Origin of the sequence: Pseudoalteromonas aurantia (assembly GCF_005886875.1) — a bacterium.
Classification (GTDB): Bacteria; Pseudomonadota; Gammaproteobacteria; order Enterobacterales; family Alteromonadaceae; genus Pseudoalteromonas; species Pseudoalteromonas aurantia_A.
In genome coordinates this window covers 33,230-52,938 of the sequence record NZ_PNBY01000028.1, presented here as the reverse complement: position 1 = coordinate 52,938, position 19,709 = coordinate 33,230, and the positions used below count along the sequence as shown (strand labels likewise).

19 protein-coding genes are annotated in these 19,709 nt (G+C 41.3%); 12 read left to right on the top strand and 7 right to left on the bottom strand.

The window, feature by feature from the left end; all coding sequences use genetic code 11:
- Nucleotide 1 precedes the first annotated feature (1 nt).
- From mrdA to CWC18_RS06300, 8 genes are all read left to right on the top strand, one after another.
- Entirely contained in the window at nt 2-1,888 is a 1,887-nt protein-coding gene (gene mrdA / locus CWC18_RS06335) for a penicillin-binding protein 2 (protein WP_138589579.1), read from the top strand.
- The gene (rodA, locus tag CWC18_RS06330; protein WP_138589578.1) at nt 1,869-2,978 is read left to right on the top strand and encodes a rod shape-determining protein RodA; all 1,110 of its coding nucleotides are present in this window, start codon (nt 1,869-1,871) and stop codon (nt 2,976-2,978) included. Before mrdA ends, rodA begins: the two co-directional genes overlap by 20 nt.
- On the top strand, nt 2,975-3,736 hold the full coding sequence (locus CWC18_RS06325) for a septal ring lytic transglycosylase RlpA family protein (RefSeq protein WP_138589577.1): 762 nt from the start codon (nt 2,975-2,977) through the stop codon (nt 3,734-3,736). The genes rodA and CWC18_RS06325 overlap by 4 nt, the downstream gene beginning before the upstream one ends.
- Nucleotides 3,737-3,782: 46 nt before the next feature.
- Nucleotides 3,783-4,946, top strand: coding sequence for a serine hydrolase (locus CWC18_RS06320; RefSeq protein WP_138589576.1), 1,164 nt, complete (start codon nt 3,783-3,785; stop codon nt 4,944-4,946).
- A 143-nt stretch (nt 4,947-5,089) separates the two neighbouring features.
- A complete protein-coding gene (gene ybeD / locus CWC18_RS06315; protein ID WP_138674930.1) occupies nt 5,090-5,368 on the top strand; it encodes a DUF493 family protein YbeD in 279 nt (92 codons plus the stop codon).
- A gap of 14 nt (nt 5,369-5,382) precedes the next feature.
- Nucleotides 5,383-6,036: a lipoyl(octanoyl) transferase LipB gene (gene lipB, locus CWC18_RS06310; RefSeq protein WP_138674929.1), complete on the top strand. Its 654-nt coding sequence runs from the start codon at nt 5,383-5,385 to the stop codon at nt 6,034-6,036.
- Nucleotides 6,033-6,998, top strand: coding sequence for a lipoyl synthase (gene lipA, locus CWC18_RS06305; protein WP_119862321.1), 966 nt, complete (start codon nt 6,033-6,035; stop codon nt 6,996-6,998). The genes lipB and lipA overlap by 4 nt, the downstream gene beginning before the upstream one ends.
- 263 nt (nt 6,999-7,261) lie before the next feature.
- Nucleotides 7,262-8,467 carry an aromatic amino acid transport family protein gene (locus CWC18_RS06300; RefSeq protein ID WP_138674928.1) on the top strand — a complete coding sequence of 402 codons (1,206 nt, stop codon included), beginning with the start codon at nt 7,262-7,264 and terminating at the stop codon, nt 8,465-8,467.
- A gap of 51 nt (nt 8,468-8,518) precedes the next feature.
- Here the strand turns inward: CWC18_RS06300 and CWC18_RS06295 are convergent, their stop codons facing one another.
- The 3 genes from CWC18_RS06295 to pomA form a co-directional block, all read right to left on the bottom strand.
- Nucleotides 8,519-9,013, bottom strand: a complete 495-nt coding sequence (locus tag CWC18_RS06295; protein ID WP_138674927.1) for a hypothetical protein — start codon at nt 9,011-9,013, stop codon at nt 8,519-8,521.
- A 156-nt stretch (nt 9,014-9,169) separates the two neighbouring features.
- Nucleotides 9,170-10,099: a flagellar motor protein MotB gene (locus CWC18_RS06290; protein ID WP_138674926.1), complete on the bottom strand. Its 930-nt coding sequence runs from the start codon at nt 10,097-10,099 to the stop codon at nt 9,170-9,172.
- Nucleotides 10,100-10,101: 2 nt separating this feature from the next.
- The gene (gene pomA / locus CWC18_RS06285; RefSeq protein ID WP_138589570.1) at nt 10,102-10,869 is read right to left on the bottom strand and encodes a flagellar motor protein PomA; all 768 of its coding nucleotides are present in this window, start codon (nt 10,867-10,869) and stop codon (nt 10,102-10,104) included.
- A 301-nt stretch (nt 10,870-11,170) separates the two neighbouring features.
- Between pomA and CWC18_RS06280 the strand changes: the two genes are divergently transcribed.
- The 4 genes from CWC18_RS06280 (at nt 11,171) to CWC18_RS06265 (ending at nt 14,647) form a co-directional block, all read left to right on the top strand.
- Nucleotides 11,171-11,413: an exodeoxyribonuclease VII small subunit gene (locus CWC18_RS06280; RefSeq protein WP_119862317.1), complete on the top strand. Its 243-nt coding sequence runs from the start codon at nt 11,171-11,173 to the stop codon at nt 11,411-11,413.
- 3 nt (nt 11,414-11,416) lie between these two features.
- On the top strand, nt 11,417-12,304 hold the full coding sequence (gene ispA, locus CWC18_RS06275; protein ID WP_138674925.1) for a (2E,6E)-farnesyl diphosphate synthase: 888 nt from the start codon (nt 11,417-11,419) through the stop codon (nt 12,302-12,304).
- Nucleotides 12,305-12,409: 105 nt separating this feature from the next.
- Nucleotides 12,410-14,275 (top strand): 1-deoxy-D-xylulose-5-phosphate synthase, encoded by a 1,866-nt coding sequence (dxs, locus tag CWC18_RS06270; protein WP_138589568.1) that lies wholly within the window; start codon nt 12,410-12,412, stop codon nt 14,273-14,275.
- Between the two features lie 51 nt (nt 14,276-14,326).
- Nucleotides 14,327-14,647, top strand: a complete 321-nt coding sequence (locus CWC18_RS06265; protein ID WP_138674924.1) for a DUF962 domain-containing protein — start codon at nt 14,327-14,329, stop codon at nt 14,645-14,647.
- A 27-nt stretch (nt 14,648-14,674) separates the two neighbouring features.
- Here CWC18_RS06265 and CWC18_RS06260 read toward each other — a convergent pair whose 3' ends face one another.
- From CWC18_RS06260 to nusB, 4 genes are read right to left on the bottom strand one after another with little or no spacing between them, the layout of a single operon-like run.
- Nucleotides 14,675-17,782, bottom strand: coding sequence for a diguanylate cyclase domain-containing protein (locus CWC18_RS06260; RefSeq protein WP_432760756.1), 3,108 nt, complete (start codon nt 17,780-17,782; stop codon nt 14,675-14,677).
- A 14-nt stretch (nt 17,783-17,796) separates the two neighbouring features.
- On the bottom strand, nt 17,797-18,276 hold the full coding sequence (locus tag CWC18_RS06255; RefSeq protein WP_138674923.1) for a phosphatidylglycerophosphatase A family protein: 480 nt from the start codon (nt 18,274-18,276) through the stop codon (nt 17,797-17,799).
- Nucleotides 18,277-18,284: 8 nt separating this feature from the next.
- The gene (thiL, locus tag CWC18_RS06250; protein WP_138674922.1) at nt 18,285-19,247 is read right to left on the bottom strand and encodes a thiamine-phosphate kinase; all 963 of its coding nucleotides are present in this window, start codon (nt 19,245-19,247) and stop codon (nt 18,285-18,287) included.
- A 44-nt stretch (nt 19,248-19,291) separates the two neighbouring features.
- On the bottom strand, nt 19,292-19,702 hold the full coding sequence (gene nusB, locus CWC18_RS06245) for a transcription antitermination factor NusB (RefSeq protein ID WP_010362354.1): 411 nt from the start codon (nt 19,700-19,702) through the stop codon (nt 19,292-19,294).
- Nucleotides 19,703-19,709 lie beyond the last annotated feature (7 nt).

The following is a 19,709-nucleotide window of genomic DNA, read 5'->3' as shown; positions in this document are numbered from 1 at the left end:
TATGCTAAAAAAACGGCCAACCATACGCGACCATTCAGCTGAAGCAAACCTGTTTGCACGTCGAGCGTTTGTTGGCTTTATTTTTGTTGTGTTACTCATTGGTATGCTCATCATGAACGTATACCACTTACAAGTAAAAGAATACGACAAGTATCAAACACGTTCTAATGAAAACCGCATAAAACTCATCCCTGTAGCCCCTAACCGCGGCCTTATTTACGACAGGAATGGCGTACTTCTAGCAGAAAACCGCCCAGTTTATAATTTGGAAGTAGTACCAGAAGACGTTGATGATTTAGAGCAAAACTTAGCAGATGTGTCACAACTGCTTAATATTAGTGATATACAACAAAATGAATTTTTAGAAAATATTCGTAAACAACGCCGTTTCAAAAGCCAAGTGCTTAAAGCCCGTCTTAATGAACAAGAAGTAGCTATTTTCTCGGTTAACCAGCATAAGTTTCCTGGTTTTAGCATTGAAGCACGACTCGCTCGACACTACCCTTTTGGCGATACACTCACCCATGCACTGGGCTATGTTGCCAGGTTGAACAAAAAAGAGTTAAGTGAGCTAGAGTCGGCAAATTTAGCCACAAATTACCGAGCTACACACGACTATGGCAAATTGGGAATAGAAAAGTTTTACGAGCGACTCTTACATGGCACTGTTGGATCTCAGCGCGTTGAAGTAAATAACCGCGGCCGTATTATTCGTACGCTCAATACCATTACCCCAACTCCAGGTGAAGATTTAGTACTAACACTAGATGTTGGTCTGCAACAAATCGCACAACACGCACTCAAAGATGCCCGGGGCGCTATTGTCGTTATGGACCCAAAAGATGGTGGCATCCTTGCTTTGTATTCAAACCCGAGTTACGACCCTAACCTGTTCGTACATGGGATCAGTGGTCAAAACTATAGAAAACTGCTCAACCCAGACCGGCCTCTCATTAACCGTGCAACCCAAGGGAGCTATGCGCCAGCCTCAACCGTCAAACCTCACCTCGCGATTCTTGGCTTAGAAGAAGGGATTGTTACCGAGCAAACAAAAGTCTGGGACCCTGGCTTTTTTCAAATCCCAAATGTAAAACATAAATGGCGGGACTGGAAACGCTGGGGCCATGGGCATGTTGATGTATACCAAGCCATCGAAGAGTCATGCGACACCTACTATTATCGCATCGCGTATCGAGCTGGGATCACTAAAATCAGTAACTTCATGGCGCAATTTGGTTTTGGGGATCTATCGGGTATTGATATTCATGAAGAAACAAGCGCTATTATGCCCACAGTAGAATGGAAAAAAGAACGCTTTAAAGAAAACTGGTGGCCTGGGGACACAATTTCTGTCGGTATTGGTCAAGGTTATTGGACTGCAACGCCAATTCAAATCGCCAATGCGGTCACGATTTTAGTCAATAAAGGTGTACATCGTCAGCCTCACCTTGTGCAAGTGACAAAGCAAGATAACGACATTAACCAGCTATTCACAGAAGAAAAAAAGCCGGTAGAACTCAAAAACCCAAATCATTGGCGCATTGCCTTAAAGGCTATGCATAACACGGTTTCAAAAACCACCGGGACTGCACATAAAGCCTTCAAGGGTGTTGATTATGACCCAGCAGGTAAAACAGGTACTGCACAAGTAGTCAGTATTGCTCAAGGCGAAAAATATGATGCCTCCAAACTCAATGAGCGTCATCGGGATAACGCCATATATACAGGCTTTGCGCCTTATGATGACCCTCGCATTGTTGTTGCCGTTGTCGTAGAAAATCAAGGTGCGGGCAGCTCTGTTGCAGCGCCTGTGGCACGCCAATTAATGGATTATTATTTCTCCGCCTACCCTTTGGATAAAACAGTTAATGACACCTCTGAACTATAAACGTACATTTTGGCAAAAAGTACATCTAGATTGGCCATTACTATTGGCTTTAGTCATTATGATGCTAGGTAGCTTAACTGTGGTTTATAGTGCCAGTGGTCAAAACTTGGGGATGATGACTCGTCATGCTACACGTATGGCAGGCGCAGTGATCGCGCTGTTATTCATGGCACAGCTTTCCCCAATCACCTTAAAAAGAATTGTGATCCCCCTTTATTTACTTGGCCTTGGAATGCTGATTGCTGTGCTGTTTGTAGGCGTAAGTAGTAAAGGTGCACAACGCTGGCTTGATTTAGGCGTGACACGCTTTCAACCTTCAGAAATTATGAAAATAGCGGTCCCCATGATGGTTGCTTGGTATATCGGTCAACATCGCCTCCCGCCTTCAATTTGGAATATTTTAATTGGCTTTGCCATTGTGCTGTTGCCAACCATTTTAATCAAAGAACAGCCCGACTTAGGGACTTCAATTTTGATTGCCAGCTCAGGAATATTTGTGTTGTTTTTATCAGGACTAAGTTGGCGGTTGATCTCCGTCTCAGCCTTACTAATGGGCCCAGCAGTATTTACATTTTGGCATTACGGAATGCATGCCTATCAAAAGCAACGCGTTTTAACGCTATTCAACCCAGAAAGTGACCCTTTAGGCGCTGGATACCATATAATTCAATCTAAAATTGCCATTGGTTCGGGCGGTATTGAGGGTAAAGGTTGGCTGCAAGGCACTCAATCTCAATTAGAGTTTTTGCCAGAACGACACACTGATTTTATTTTTTCTGTATTAAGTGAAGAGTTTGGGTTGCTCGGTGTGATCCTGCTGCTCAGTGTTTACTTGTTTATTATTGGTCGCGGTCTTTATATTGCTGTCAATGCGCAAGACGCATTTAGTAAGTTGTTGGCAGGGGCTCTCACGATGACATTTTTTGTGTATATCTTTGTCAATATAGGCATGGTTTCTGGATTACTGCCCGTTGTGGGCGTCCCTTTACCACTTATTAGCTATGGTGGTACATCCATGGTCACCTTAATGGCCGGTTTTGGTATTATTATGGCGATAGCCACAGATAAGAGAATACTACTTAAATCATGATTAAATCGAGTAAAATATTGGCAATATTCTGTCTATTAATATTGCTAAATGCCTGTAGCAGCCGCTATCACATTAAACAAGACAAAGCGCCTTTACGCGCCCCTACGGCGCTTGAAATGCAAGATGCACTGATCACAAATGAAGCCAAAAGCGTCAGTACAGGTAGGCCTTACACAATTAGAGGCAAGCGTTACAGTCCAATGTCAGATGAACATGGCTATAACGAAACAGGCGTCGCTTCATGGTATGGTAGAAAGTTTCATGGTTACCACACATCTAACGGCGAAATATTCAACATGTTTGATATGAGCGCCGCGCATAAAACGCTTCCCTTACCCAGTTTTGTAAAAGTCACCAATATTGAAAATGGCAAAACAGCGATTGTCAGAGTGAACGACAGAGGACCTTTTCACGACGATCGACTCATAGACTTATCTTACGCCGCAGCCTACAAATTGGGATATCATTTAAACGGTACAGCAAAAGTTAAGGTAGAAGCGATTACTATTGACAGAAATGCGCCAAGATTGACTTATATTCAAGTAGCCGCAGGAGGAAACTTAGACACCCTTCAAGCACTGTCACAGACACTGCAACAAGAATTTCAATTACAGTCACCAATTCATAATGAAAAAGGGCTGTACAAACTGCGGTTAGGGCCTATTCTTGATGACAAAACAGCCCAAAATGTACTTTATAAGTTACGCAAAGGTAAATATAAACATGCCTTCTTGCTTTATAGTGAACATAAACTTTAAAATATACCGTTAACGCTGATTAAATTTAAATAAAACTGCGAGCATAATGACTTTATTAAAACCAAAACTTATTACTAAATTGTGTGGCCTTGTGTGCTCTGTATCCTTATTTGCAGCGAACGCACAAATTATTCCTTCAGTGCCTCAGATTAATGCCAAAGGCTACTTCTTAGTCGACTTTACAACAGGTAAGATTATAGCTTCTGGAGAAGCTGACACTAAGCTTGCTCCCGCCAGCTTAACAAAAATGATGACCAGCTATGTTATCGGCACTGAAATTGTGTCTGGCAACATTGCACCAACGGATATAGTGACCATTAGCGAAAAGGCGTGGGCAAAAAATTTCCCAGAGTCATCAAAAATGTTCATTGAAGTTGGAAAAAAGGTCAGCGTTGACGATCTAAACAGAGGGATCATTATCCAATCTGGTAATGATGCCTGTGTTGCAATGGCAGAACATATCGCAGGCAGTGAAGATGCTTTCGCTGACTTGATGAATGCGCACTCTGAAAAACTAGGCATGACCAACACCCATTTTATCAATAGTCATGGGTTAGATACTGATCAGCATTATACAACACCGCGTGATATGGCAACATTGGGCGTTGCGCTTATTCGCGATGTGCCAGAAGAATATGCACTTTATAAAGAAAAGTCATTTACCTTCAACGGCATCAAGCAATATAATCGTAACTCACTCCTCTGGGATGCGAGCTTAAATGTGGACGGCATTAAAACAGGGCATACCTCAGAGGCAGGCTACAGCCTAGTCACCTCTGCTACCAAAGATGATATGCGCTTGGTATCTGTTGTAATGGGCACTACCAGTGAACGTGCACGTATGGTAGAAAGCCGCAAGCTGCTCAACTACGGCTTTAGATTCTTTGAAACAATTACCCCTTATAAGGCAGGAGACAGTTTTGCAGAGCAGCGTATTTGGATGGGTAATAAAGAAACTGTCTCGCTAGGCATTTTGGAAGATACCCCTATTACAATACCACGCGGGCAACGTAAAAACTTACAAGCTAATTTTGAGTTAGATAAAACATTAGAAGCACCGCTGGCTAAAGGCTCAAAAGTGGGCACACTTTTTTTACAGCTTGATGGCGAAGAAATCGCTGAATATCCGTTAGTTACATTGGAAGAGATTGAAGAAGGGAGCTTCTTCAGCAAAGTATACGACTACTTACGTTTACAGATCATGCAATAGTTAACAAAGCATTCTTACAACGCCCCTCTTTTGGGGCGTTTTTTTTTATTGCAAAAATGATAGAATGCCCGACATTATTGAGTATGATGCGCCAAAAGCGATTCAATCTACTCACATTTACATAAAGTAGTGAGGATACCGTCGTGGTAAAACCTGTAAAGAATACTAAGTTTGATGAATTTTTAGAATTCCCATGCCCATTTACATTTAAAATCATGGGCCTTGCAAACGTTAGTTTAACCGATCAAGTAATTGCTAAATTACAAGCCATTGTGCCCGGCGATTATTCTCCTAAAGTTAAGCCTAGCAGCAAAGGAACATACGAGTCTATTACCGTAGTTGCAACTGTGGGCTCAAAAGAAGATATTGAACAAATTTATACTGAGGTTGGCGACCTAGACGACGTGCGTTACGTACTATAGTAATAGAGAGCCTTATGAAGCAAAAATCAGTGATAGTACGTCAACTTGGCCGGCAGAGTTATGAACCAATTTGGCATAAAATGCAGTCTTTTACTGATACTCGGGATGAACATAGCCTCGATGAAATTTGGCTCGTAGAGCACGACCCGATTTTCACACAAGGTCAAGCAGGTAAAGCTGAGCATCTCCTTGCTCCTGGCAATATACCGGTGTTAAAAGTCGATAGAGGTGGTCAAGTAACTTATCATGGCCCAGGCCAACAAATGATGTACGTTCTGTTTAACTTACGCCGATTAAGCATCGGCGTAAGAGAACTGGTTACTTGGTTAGAAGAATGCATTATCGATTATTTGGCGGAGCTTAATATTCAAGCCTATGCCAAAGCCGATGCACCAGGTGTTTATGTCAATGACAGCAAAATAGCGTCTTTGGGATTGAGGGTACGTCGAGGGTGTTCATTCCACGGATTAGCATTAAATGTCAATATGGACATGGACCCGTTCTTACGAATTAACCCCTGTGGCTATGCAGGGATGAATATGGTCCAGACAAGTGATTTAAATGGTCTATCTAACATGAAAGATGTTGGTGATGGGCTGATAAAGCACATGTTACTACGCTTACAAGTAGAGCATGTTGAGCAAATTGAAGGGTTTGAAAACGAATGAGTAAACCAGTAAAAATGGAGCCAGGGGTAAAGCTTCGTGACGCCGAAAAAATGGCACTTATCCCAGTAAAAGTTTTACCGACTGAACGCGAAGAAATGCTTCGTAAGCCTGAATGGTTAAAAATCCGCTTACCTAAATCTAGTGAGCGTATTGATGGCATTAAACAAGCAATGCGTAAACATGGCTTACATTCAGTTTGTGAAGAAGCTTCATGCCCTAACCTATCTGAATGCTTCAATCATGGAACTGCTACCTTTATGATTCTAGGAGCAATTTGTACTCGTCGCTGTCCGTTCTGTGACGTAGCGCATGGTCGCCCACTAAAACCAGATGCTGCCGAGCCAGAAAAGTTAGCACTCACCATCAAAGATATGAAGTTAAGCTATGTCGTGATCACATCGGTGGACCGTGATGATCTCAGAGATGGTGGAGCACAACACTTTGCTGATTGCATCAAAGCTATCCGTAAGCACAGCCCTAAGATAACCATAGAAATACTGGTTCCGGATTTCCGAGGCCGTATGGATAAGGCGTTAGAAATTCTTTCTGAAACGCCACCAGACGTATTCAATCATAATTTAGAAACAGCACCTCGTTTATATAAATTAGCGCGCCCAGGGGCTGACTATAAATGGTCTCTTGAACTGCTTCGTCGTTTCAAAGAAGCGCACCCAGAAGTTAAAACTAAATCAGGGTTAATGGTTGGCTTGGGCGAAGAAATCTCTGAAATAGAAGAAGTATTGCGTGATCTTAGAGAGCACAATGTTGACATGCTGACTGTTGGTCAATACCTGCAACCTTCAAAGCACCATTTACCTGTCAAACGCTATGTGCCACCTGTTGAGTTTGATGCACTTAAAGATTACGCTGACGAAATTGGCTTTGTACATGCTGCGTCTGGGCCTTTTGTACGCTCAAGTTACCATGCAGATCAACAAGCCGCAGGTAAAGAAGTGAAATAAAAAGACAAACTATACTCGTCAAAAAATAAAACGCAGCACGCCAATTGTTGCGTTTTTAATTTGCTCTCCCCCCGATAACCCCCCATTTAAAAGTCGAGTACTTGTCGACTAACGCTAAGGCATAAAAGTACTTTTTACTTTTAAATATTACATCGAGATAAAAATTAAATTACAATCATTAACATAGATTTATAGTAAAACTATTTCCTTTTTATTGCAGCCGTTATATCTTCCTGTGTCTCTCACAAATAAAAGGGCAATGTGTGCTTAAAAATAAAACTATCGGAAGTATGCTGATCGTCGCAGGTACTACCATTGGCGCGGGAATGCTTGCATTACCTATCGCTTCCGCAGGGCTAGGATTCAGTACTGCGCTGGTACTCTTAATCCTCACTTGGGTGTTAATGACCTATACAGCACTGCTGATGTTAGAATTACATCAATATGCCAGCGTAGACTCCACCTTAAATACCTTAGCAAAATCAATTTTAGGGAAAAAGGGCCAGTATATTGCTAATTTCTCTATGGTATTCTTATTTTATGCCTTGTGTGCAGCTTATATAGCCGGTGGTGGAGCACAATTACAAACTAAGCTTAGCAAACTGCTGAATATCGACGTTGCTCCACAAGCTGGATCAATTTTACTCGCAGTTGTTATTGCAACCATTGTCACGGCGGGTACTAGCACCGTAGATAAACTAAACCGTGTCTTATTCAGTATTAAAATAATTGTACTTACGAGCCTCTTCTTTGTATTAACGCCATACGTGCAAGGTACTCACTTACTGGATATGCCTATTGAGCAAGGCTTAATAATTAGTGCAATACCTGTTATATTTACCTCTTTCGGTTTCCATGGGTCAATTCCTTCCATCGTAAAATATGTAGGCCTAGATATTAAATCACTACGTCGAGTCATGATGTTTGGGGCCTCGCTGCCGCTCGTTATTTATATTGGCTGGCAAATTTTAAGCCAAGGCGTAATGAGTCAAGAAAGTTTACTCAGCAGTAACGGCTTACAAGGGTTTGTTCAGAGTATCGCAAGCATTGCTCATAACCCGAATGTATCTACTTTTGTCACCCTTTTTGCAGACCTAGCCTTAGCAACCTCCTTCTTGGGTGTGAGTCTAGGTTTATTTGATTTTTTCGCTGATGCTTTCAAACAGGGTGATAATAAAAAGGGCCGGATCACCACGGCACTGATCACTTTCTTACCGCCTTTGGGGTTTGCACTCTTTTACCCACAGGGGTTCATAATGGCGTTAGGTTATGCAGCTATTGCTTTAGTTATTTTGGCTATATTTCTGCCTGTTGTGATGGTTTGGAGTCAGCGTAAGGATAGTGTACAAAGAAGTGGCTATCAGGTTAGAGGTGGGAGTTTGGGCCTAATAATAGCAGCGTTAAGTGGGATAACAATTATCACCGCGCAAACTCTACAGATGTTTGATGTTATTCCTTCACTTGGGTAAGATTTAATAAACAAAATAGCCATCGTAAGATGGCTATTGGCTTAAAGAATGCTATTTAACCTGAGTGTTTTTCTTAAACAACATCACCAAAGGTGCAAAACATAATAATACAATCGTAATATTTACCAGTGGTAAGATCGTCCTATATAAATACTCGGAATAAGTTAAATCTAACAAGTGCCGATCAATCAATCGAAATAACAGCAGTAGCGGAGCTGGCAATATCACTAACTGCGCAATAACACTTTGCCAAATATACACTTTATCCTTTATCGCCCAATACGCTAAAATAGCCATAAATAAGATGTCGTTTAATGTCCACACGATATACCGGAATATATACTTTTTATCGTCTATCTCAATAATCAGATCAAATAAACAGTAACCAACTACATAGAATACAGCACATAATCCAGCATATCGTAATGCTTGCATATCTTTCAGAATGATAAAAACAGCGACAGCAATGAATGTGATCACTGTTGCATGATCTCTAATCATCCATAAAATAGCGTCTATATTCTCTGGAAGCCACCCTTCAGCCATATCGTTTAAAATCTACTACTTTTGTGGTTCAGGGTCTGAACCATCACCATTACCACCTGGGATATATGAATATTTACTTTTAATTGACATATAGTTCTCCTTGTTTAAATTAGGCTTTGTAAAGTAGCCCAAATCGATTTCACAATCAAGCTTTGCTTAATTTTCCCTAACTTCAATAGGTTCTGACTCTTTAGCCTTCCCTTGTAGGATAGATATTTCGACTCTTCTGTTACGCCGTCTATCCATATTATTTTCATTTGGAACCAATGGTCGGGTATCAGCATGACCGACGACGACAAGTCGATTTTTATCAAACCCTCTGGTAGTCACCATCTCACTGGCAACAGCAACCGCTCTCGTTGCCGACAAGTCCCAATTATTGCTGAAGAGCTCATTGGTTACTTGAAAATCATCGGTGTGACCAGAAACTGTAATTTCACCTGGTACATCTTTTAGCAATTCAGCGATATCTTGAATAACAGGCTTAAATTTAGGCTGTAAGAATGCGCTTCCAGAAGGGAATGAACCGTTTTCTTGAATGCGAATAATAATTTGCTGCCCGAGAGATTCAAGCTCAATTGCACCATCCATAATTTGCTTTTCTAACTGTTGAGCAATCTTTTTAACCAGCTCATTCACTTGCTCTTGCTCGGCAGAAGATACCGCCTGTTGCATTGATTGCTCTTGAGAGGTACTTTGCGATTCTCCCCCTCGTTTATTGCCCCTTTGTTCTTGTCGTCCCCCAGCAGAACTTTCATCACCCGCTTGAAATTCCAACATTTGCTGCGTCATTTCTACGGTTTGCTGCTGTATTGTTTCAATAGGGGTAGGCTCAGGCTTACCAGGTGTAAACTCCATTGCAATTACACTGGTTCCTTTGGGGATATCTTTTACTTCAATCTTATTTTGTACACCAAATGCAAACTTCATAGAACCTGCAATTTGCTTAAACTTGAGGACGTCCATTTCAGAGAAAGCTAATAGCAGTACGAAAAAGCACATAAGTAGCGACATTAAATCAGCAAACGTCCCCATCCAAGCTGGCAGCCCTGGAGGTGGGCATTTACACTCCTGCTCATCAGACATGCTTACTCCTCTTTATCGCTACCGCGTTTCGATTCTGCTAAGTAGTTTTTCAAAATGCCTTCGATGACTTTCGGGTTTTGCCCATCTTGGATCCCTAAAATAGCATCAAGTATTAATCGCTGGTTTTGTTCTTCTTCGTCTTTTCGCAACTCTAACTTGACTTGAATTGGAATCGCGATAACATTGGCTAAAAAAGCGCCATAAAGCGTTGTCAATAAAGCCACTGCCATCGCAGGGCCGATGGCTTTTGGGTCATCCATATTTGATAACATCGCAACTAAGCCGATCAAAGTACCAATCATCCCCATCGCAGGCGCGATATCTGCTAATGACTTAAACAACGAAGCACCGTGTTCATGGCGAGATGTTGTTAAAGAAATATCCTTTTGCAGGGTAGCCCTTACTACGTCAGCATCATGGCCATCCACTAACATATCGACCCCCTTACGCATAAACGCGTTCGGTATTTCTGCCTCTTCAAGCGCCAAAAACCCGCCTTTACGTGCAGAGTCTGCCAACTCAACCGCTTTTTCAATGAGCTCTTCAGGAGACTCTATTTTAAACATAAAAGCTTTACCCAGCACCTTACCAATACCGAAAAATTGCGGCATGGTAAAGTTAGATAAAACAATGAAAAGTGAGCCACCGAATACAATAACCGCTGAAGCGGAATCAGCAAACATAGCGACTTCACCGTCACTACTCATAAACATAGACATGACAATCAAGCCAATGGCGCCCAATATACCTATTACGGTTGCTAAATCCACATACCCTCCAGAGAGTGTTATATACTATTTTTCTAATTTTTACTCTAACGCATTTAATTGTAGTGCTTCGTTACTGTGTCCTACAGTAAAAACATAAACATAGTCCTTTCTCAACTTCGTATCGGCAAGCTAGGCTATTTCTTAACTCAATTATATTAAAAAGCCAAAAAATTGCGAGTATAGCTATTCAGTTGATATCTAACAGTTTAGCGTAAAAAAGTTCGCTTATCTTTGACCTAGTACGTTATTGCCCCTAAAATTGAGCTCTTTTATTTAATTTGCCCAATAAAGAGACGTCCTCATGGCAGTAAAAAAACCAGAAAACCTCAGCTTCGAAGAAGCCATCAATGAGCTCGAAGGTATTGTTAGTGCGATGGAGCACGGTGAACTCACGTTAGAGCAATCTCTTAAACAGTTTGAGCGAGGGATCCAATTGGCAAATGCATCGAATCAAAAACTCCAAAATGCTGAGCAGAAAGTCGCGATCCTTATGGGCAATGATGAAAATAGTACAACAGCACCATTTACTGAAAGTTCGGAATAAGTCGTGACGCTAAAAGTAGAAATCAATAACGCTCAAAACCGCATAGCGCATTTTATGACGCAATATTTTGAGCAAGACTTAGTCACCGATGACACAGTCAAAGCAGCAGCCTTTTACAGTATCAATAATGGTGGAAAACGACTCAGACCATTTTTGGTTTATGCAACCGGTAAAATGCTGGGCGCAAAAAACAGTGATCTCGATGTTGTCGCAGCCGCTATCGAATGTATTCATAGTTACTCCCTTGTGCATGACGACTTACCCGCTATGGATGATGATAATTTGCGCCGAGGCAAACCAACTTGCCATATTCAATTTGACGAAGCGCAGGCTATTTTGGCCGGTGATGCATTGCAAAGCTTAGCCTTTGAACTCATTGCTAGTCATCGCTTTGCAGTGTCTGAATCACGGCAAATTAGTATGATCAGAGCGCTATCAAAAGCTGCAGGATTACAAGGTATGGTCGGCGGTCAAGCTCTGGATATTGCAGGCACAAATCAAGATATTAGCTTAGAAGACTTAGAGCAGATCCATAGATTGAAAACCGGCGCGTTATTAATATGCGCCATTGAGCTAGGTGCTTTGTGTGCACCAGAGCTAAATAGTTCCGATTTAGAAAGTCTTCATCTGTATGGGCAAAGTATCGGGCTAGCATTTCAGGTACAAGATGACATACTAGATATCGAAGGTGATACCCAGATACTTGGGAAACCACAAGGCTCAGATATCAGTAATAATAAATCGACATATCCTGCCATACTTGGCCTTAAAGGGGCAAAGCAAAAAGCCCAAGATTTAACTGAACAGGCGATAGAGCAACTCAACAACGTCAACGCGAATACCGATATGCTTGCAAAATTAGCAAAATACATCGTTGAACGTGACCATTAACCGTTATTAATGACGTATTAATGACTAAGTTGCATAAATAGATAAAATTAACCTCTGGCTTTGTATATAATTACGCAAGGTTTGAGTAGGATATATATAAATACAATGACATTTGATAGTAGCAAGTACCCTTTGTTGGCTCTCGTAGAAGAGCCCGAGCAACTGCGCCAATTACCACAACATAAATTACCTTCTTTTAGTAAAGAGTTGAGGGAATATCTACTCAATTCAGTATCACAAAGTAGTGGCCATTTTGCATCAGGCTTAGGCACAGTGGAACTGACCGTCGCACTTCATTATGTTTACAATACACCAGAAGACCGATTAATTTGGGATGTTGGCCATCAAGCATACCCGCACAAAATCCTCACAGGTCGTCGTGAAAAAATTCATACCATCAGGCAAAAAGATGGCTTACACCCCTTTCCATACCGAGAAGAAAGCCCATACGACACCTTCAGCGTCGGACACTCTAGCACCTCTATCTCTGCGGCTTTGGGGATGTCTATTGCGGCTAAGCAAGAAGGTAAAGGGCGTAAAACTGTCGCCGTCATTGGCGATGGTGCAATTACAGCAGGTATGGCTTTCGAGGCGATGAACCACGCGGGTGACATAAAATCAGACATGTTAATCATATTAAATGATAACGAAATGTCGATTTCTGAAAATGTTGGAGCGCTAACCAATCATTTTGCCAAAATATTATCAGGCAGTTTTTATACCAACATCCGTGAAGGTAGTAAAAAATTATTGTCTGGCGTGCCTCCAGTTAAAGAGCTAGCCAGTAAAGTAGAAGAACATTTAAAAGGCATGGTTATTCCTGGTACCTTCTTTGAAGAACTAGGGCTCAATTACATCGGGCCTATCGATGGCCATAATGTCAACATGCTGGTCGATACCTTACGTAATATGCGTAACCTGAAAGGCCCACAAATACTCCATATAAAAACTCAAAAAGGCAAAGGCTATGAACCTGCGGAAGCTGATCCAATAGGCTACCATGCAGTACCAAGATTTGATCCATCCATTCATAGCTTGCCAAAATCGAAACCCGCAGCTCCGACATTTTCTAAGGTATTTGGACAATGGCTCTGCGATATGGCAGCACAGGATCCCCGCTTAATGGCGATCACTCCAGCCATGCGAGAAGGCTCAGGTATGGTTCAGTTTTCAAAGCAGTTCCCTGAGCAATACTTCGATGTTGCGATTGCTGAACAGCATGCGGTTACCCTTGCCGCTGGACTTGCCTGTGAAAACCTCAAACCGGTCGTTGCTATCTATTCAAGCTTTTTACAGCGAGCTTATGATCAACTTATTCATGACGTTGCACTTCAAAACCTTCCTGTTTTGTTTGCAATTGACCGTGCTGGTATTGTTGGCGCAGATGGTGAAACACACCAAGGTGCATATGATTTAAGCTTTATGCGGTGTATTCCTAATATGATCATCATGACACCCAGTGATACAAATGAGTGCCGACAGATGCTTTATACTGGATTTAACTGCGATCAGCCCGTAGCCGTGCGTTACCCTAGAGGAAGTGCTGGCAATGCCGATATAGAACAAAAGATGACCAAAGTCGAAATTGGTAAAGCAAACACTATTAGAGTGGGTGAAAAAATAGCAATTCTCAGTTTTGGTACACTGCTACATAACGCGCAGTTTGCAGCAGATGAGTTTAACACCTCGTTAGTTGATATGCGTTTTGTTAAACCAATAGATACCCAGTTACTGTCAGAACTATCTCAGTCACATACACACTTCATCACGCTGGAAGATAATGCTATCGCTGGCGGTGCAGGCAGTGCGGTAAGTGAATTTCTTGCCAGTATTGGCGCAGCCACACAAGTAAGTCATCTCGGTATCCCAGATGAATTTATCAAGCATGGAACGCAAGATGAAATGCATCATGAAATGGGTTTGTCTGCACGTGGGATTTGTGACTATATACGTAATTTAATTACAAATTAAATTCAAAAAAGAAGGAGCTAAAGCTCCTTCTAAAATACTTGTGGGGTGAATATGACTAATAAAATAGATTCATTTCACTCTTTCAATGACTTCTACGTATTTTATTTGACGCAACATAACCACCCGAAATGCAGAGCTTTACACTATCTTGGTAGCTCATGCGTGATTTTATCCATTGTTGTATCTCTGTTCACTCAATCACTTTGGTATTTATTGCTTGCCCCAGTAACTGGATACGGCTTTGCATGGCTAGGGCATTTACTATTTGAAAAGAATCATCCTGCTACATTTAAATATCCATATTACTCTTTTTTAGCAGACTGGGTGATGTATTTTCAGTGGTTAACGCGTAAAAATACGTACTCTAAGTAGCGCAGTTATATTCGATATATTTGCGCGCTATCGCATCCATACTCTAACCTCGGCCAAACCGCTATCTTGTAGCGTTTGCAACTGAGACTCTATATTACTGCTTTGTTCAAATTCAAATGCATCGAGCTGCTCATCAAATATAATTGTCGCAGCACCATCTCCACCTCGCTCTTTCACTTGATGAAGCGCTATATCCGCTAAATTCACAGATGCTTCCCAACCAATCACTTGCCCACCTAATAACGGTAACGGGTAAAATGACCACCCCATTGAAACCGTTAATTTCATTGATTTACCATTTGGTAAGTTAAACTCAAAATCTGCAACGGCTTTGCAAAGCTCCCCTACATACTCTTCAACTTCATCACGTTTAAAGTCTCTTAAAAGCAGTAGAAACTCATCACCACTCCACCTTGCAACATAATCAGAGCCTTGCGTACGCATATTGAGTAACGTTGCGAGCTGCTGTAAACAACTATCTCCCCCAATTGGCCCATATGTATCGTTGATTTTACTAAAGCTATCGACATTCAAAATCATCAGCACTAAACGTTTGTTTTGTTGCTGTAAAGACTGAGCATTACGCTGATAGTGTTCAACATCTTTCGGCAATTGATCGAACAAGAAACGTCGGCTCCGTAAGCCGGTTAATTCATCGGTATGACTGACTAACTTTAACTGGGTATTTACTTGGTTTAGCTTTTCGTTGGCTTTTCTAAGCTCAGTTGTTCTATCTGCGACCAGATTTTCCAACGCAAGTTGTTTTCTGCGCTCTTGGGCGCGAAATACCCAAAATATGAGATAAAATAAAAAGATAAAGCCGCAAGTAATGACTAAGCGAAAATAAATTGTTTCGTCAAAGCGACGAGGTAAAGATATTGCTACTTGTTTATTACGCGCTTTTGTCCAATCCTGGCCTCGACGCTTTACTTCTAGCTCGAATAAATACTCACCTGGCGATAAATTAGTATAAATAGCTTCTTGACCTGTTGATGCGTTACGCCACTCACTCTTACTTTTACCAGATAAACGGTAACGAAATTCAATACTCTTGGGGGCATAAAAATCAATTGCGGTATATTTTATAGTAATATCACGCTCACCATTGCCCAGTACAATCGTATCCTTAAGTAAGCCCGCAGATATTCGCCTCTTCTTAGTGTAAAGCGCTTCTAGTTTGGGCTGTAACTCATCAGCCCCAAATAATTGCACATCTTTGGGGATTTCCACAACCCCTTGCGAACTTGGGTACCAAATAGAGCTTTCAGTTTCCATTACAGCATCATGACCGAAGCCTGAACAGCATTGACTCGCTTTGCCATCAAGTTGCCTATCAAACTGGCTGATCACCTGCTCAACTTTTAAGTTATCTATAGTCTGTTTAAATTGAGCAACAGGCATACGGTACACACCTTTTTTTGTACCAACCCAAATTTGCTCAAACTCTTTATCATAATGTAACGAATTAATAGAACCGTAAGGTAACCCATTAGACGCGTCTAGTTGAAACCAATCACCTTTTATAGTTTGATAAAAAAGCCCATGACTACGGGAGCCTATTAACGTAGAAATTCCATCTAAATGCAAAATACTGGTTATATAAGCAACGTCTAAAGCAGTATGACCCCCAAGCTTTTCTATACCTCGTTCATTATATTGATACGCGCCTTTGTTAGTACCAATAAAACCAAAGTTAGGTAAATCCAACACAAAAGTAATATATTGACTACCTAAAAATGAGTTGTATGCAAATGGCGTAAGGCCCGCATAATCTAATCGATAGAGCCCTCTGCCAGTACCTAGCCACAACCCGCCTTTATTAGAAGTACTGATTGAGAATACAGGGTTATCTCTCAACTCTATAAATGGTAGGGTATATACCTGTCCTTGTTCATATAAAAGTACCCCTTTATCGGTCCCTAAATAAAGGCGTTCACCTTGAAACTCTAAATCAAAGACTTGCCTACGCTTAAGTTGCTGCATAGAGAGTACTTGTTGATATTCTCCAAGCGTATTCAGTACCCCTATTCCTAACCGACTAGAAGCCCAAACCTTTCCGTCAGTAGCTTGCGTTATTGCTGTTACGCCTTGGTTGATTGTCGGACCTACCTGATGACGCTCGACTTTTCCTGAGTGAGCAAACCATAATCCTTCATTTAAACTGCCCAACCATATATTATCCTCTCGATCTTTAAATATATCTGAAAACCAAATACTTTGTTCAGCCTGAGTAGGTCTGATTGACTGCCAAGCACCATTTGATTCTCTGTACATCAGCTCACTAGATGTTGAAACCCAAAAACCTCCCTCTTCGTCACCCATAAATTTGTACACAGCAGCATTGCCAATTTCATCATAACGCCTTATGACTTCGTCGATATCTAAAAAGTAAGCGCCTAATTCAGAAGCTAAATATAAGCGACCATCAATCCATGAAAGATCATGAATAATTGTTTGTGCTAGTTGTCTGGGTAACGATAATTTGCTAGCAAGTTCAAGTCTAAATTGATTATTACTCGTCGAGCTCGACTCTTTAATCTTTAGCAGATGATGCTCATTGACCAACCAAATACCATCTAACGACAACGCCATTCGCGTAACAGAGCCTACTATTTGATTTATTTTTCTAGGCGAGAGGGCTGAAAGTCGGTCTTTACTTTTATTGATAACCTGAGCATCATACGATATGTAGTAAAGACCATTTGATGCTATCCAAATTCCACCATCGTGATCTTCTAATAAATCACGCACTGGGCCGGGTGTATAAAAACTTTGCGCTTCGAGTGTTTGAGGGTTTAAACGGTGTAATCCTCGGCGGGTTCCTATCCAAAGCATCCCATGCTTATCAATAATTAACTTGTGAACTGCATTCGATTGTAAAAAACTTGTATTTTGAGTCGTTAAATTAGTGAATTTATGCCCATCAAACCGACTTACTCCAAACTGAGTACCTAGCCAAATATACCCATTGTTGTCTTGGACAATACTTGCAATTGATTGTGAAGGTAAACCATTTTGTAAATTCCATTGCTTAACAACATAATCATTAATCGATGCGAATACAGGAGTAAATAAAAGAACCCCTCCCGAAAATAAAAACAACCAAATCGTTACTAACGTCTTCTTATTTATCACAAGTATCGCCCAAATTACCCAACCAAAACACCTGTTTTGATTAAAGCTTGTAAACAAATTAATGAGAAAATTCCTGCTAAAATATCATCGGCCATAATTCCCCACCCTCCTTTTAAGCGTTTATCTAATAACTTAATCGGTCCAGGTTTTACAATATCAAAGAAACGAAATAACACAAACCCTGCAAGTAGTGTTTGCCAACTCAAGGCAGCGCCTAACATTGTAATATAAAAGCCTGCAACTTCATCCCACACGATTGCTGGGTGATCATGCACTTGGACATCTTCCGCTGTTTTCCCACAAGCCCATAATCCAAAGATGCTAATAACAATAGCAAATACACATTGCAGCCATAAAGGATACGATAATGTGATAAAAATAAACGGTAAAGCTGCTAACGTACCAACAGTCCCTGGCGCTATAGGAGATAAACCGAGGCCAAATCCAAGTCCAAAAAACTGATGAGGGCGCTTTAAATTAAACTGCTTTGCCAAACCTTCTCCTAACTAAAATGCTCAAAACCTGACTCAGGTAAAAGCCAAGGTTGGTTATCGTATAATAATTCAATGTCATCATTGCCCGCTTGAATTTGACCAATACATATTGGTTCAACGCCATACTGGTGGAGCTTGGATTCCATTATAAGCTTATTATCTTGTGAAACAGTGAACAACAGCTCATAGTCATCACCATAGGCTAGTGCTAACTTTAACGCTTGATCCTGGGATACACTTCGACGTAATACATCTGACATAGGTACTTTATCAGCATGGATCTGCGCAGTAACACCTGAACGTCGTAAAATATGTGATAAATCAGCAAGTAGTCCATCGGAAATATCTATCGCAGAAGAAGCTATGCTTCTTAATGCTTGACCTGCTGCGACTCGTGGCGAAGGGTAGTGAAACTTTTTCAGCGCAGATGCTGCATCAGACTCACTCAATGGCCAATTGCTTTTACGGCTTTCAATGGCTAATGCCGCATCACCTAAGTTGCCAGTGACATAAATCCAATCACCGACTTTAGCACCTGAGCGTGTCAGTGCTTTACCTTTAGGGACAGTTCCTTTCGCACATATTGTAACAGTCAGTGGCCCCTGAGTTGTATCTCCACCGATAATCTGAACATTAAAATATTCAGCTATTTCATGCATACCTTCAGTAAACTCTTCTAGCCACTCAGGATCTATTTTAGGTAGGGTCAACCCCAGAGAAACCCAAGTTGGTTCTGCTCCCATTGCGGCTAAATCACTTAAGTTAACAGCAAGCGCTCGGTGTCCTAGAGCTCGAGGTGGAATATCAGCAAAAAAGTGGACGCCTTCAACTAATGTGTCAGTTGTAATTGCGAGTTGACAATTATCTGGCACATTCACCAAAGCACAATCGTCACCAATCCCTACATCAACATCTCGGCGCGTAACACCACGTCCAGTAAAATAGCGATTGATTAATTCAAATTCCTTCATACACAAAAAAGCCGGCCAATGCCGGCTCTCCTTTTGGTTGCCCGTTACTTGCGGATATCTTTAACCGCTTTATCTAGCACACCATTCACAAACTTATGGCTGTCTTCTGCACCAAATATCTTTGCCAATTCAATGCCTTCATTGATAGCAACTTTATAAGGAACATCTTCACGGAATTTCAATTCATAAGCGCTTACACGAAGAACTGCTCGTTCAACCATATCTAAATCATCAAAAGGACGCGATAAATGTGGTGTAACAATTTCGTCAAGCTGCTTTTGATTAACTGCAACGCCACGCGCTAAGTCTTTAAAATACTCAACATCTACTTTGGTAACATCGTTTTCAATCAACATTTGTTGCTCGATATCGCCAATTGGGTTGCCACTTAATTGCCATGAATAAACGGCTTGTAGTGCTAATACGCGCGCTTTGCGTCTTGCTGCTGGTTTCACTGATGTT

Coding starts and splice junctions, on each gene's coding strand:
- CWC18_RS06295 (WP_138674927.1), bottom strand. CDS start 9,013: ATGGCTGAAGGGTGGCTTCCAGAGAATATAGACGCTATTTTATGGATG.
- lipA (WP_119862321.1), top strand. CDS start 6,033: ATGAGTAAACCAGTAAAAATGGAGCCAGGGGTAAAGCTTCGTGACGCC.
- CWC18_RS06320 (WP_138589576.1), top strand. CDS start 3,783: ATGACTTTATTAAAACCAAAACTTATTACTAAATTGTGTGGCCTTGTG.
- thiL (WP_138674922.1), bottom strand. CDS start 19,247: ATGAAGGAATTTGAATTAATCAATCGCTATTTTACTGGACGTGGTGTT.
- mrdA (WP_138589579.1), top strand. CDS start 2: ATGCTAAAAAAACGGCCAACCATACGCGACCATTCAGCTGAAGCAAAC.
- CWC18_RS06325 (WP_138589577.1), top strand. CDS start 2,975: ATGATTAAATCGAGTAAAATATTGGCAATATTCTGTCTATTAATATTG.
- CWC18_RS06280 (WP_119862317.1), top strand. CDS start 11,171: ATGGCAGTAAAAAAACCAGAAAACCTCAGCTTCGAAGAAGCCATCAAT.
- CWC18_RS06290 (WP_138674926.1), bottom strand. CDS start 10,099: ATGTCTGATGAGCAGGAGTGTAAATGCCCACCTCCAGGGCTGCCAGCT.
- lipB (WP_138674929.1), top strand. CDS start 5,383: ATGAAGCAAAAATCAGTGATAGTACGTCAACTTGGCCGGCAGAGTTAT.
- rodA (WP_138589578.1), top strand. CDS start 1,869: ATGACACCTCTGAACTATAAACGTACATTTTGGCAAAAAGTACATCTA.
- dxs (WP_138589568.1), top strand. CDS start 12,410: ATGACATTTGATAGTAGCAAGTACCCTTTGTTGGCTCTCGTAGAAGAG.
- CWC18_RS06265 (WP_138674924.1), top strand. CDS start 14,327: ATGACTAATAAAATAGATTCATTTCACTCTTTCAATGACTTCTACGTA.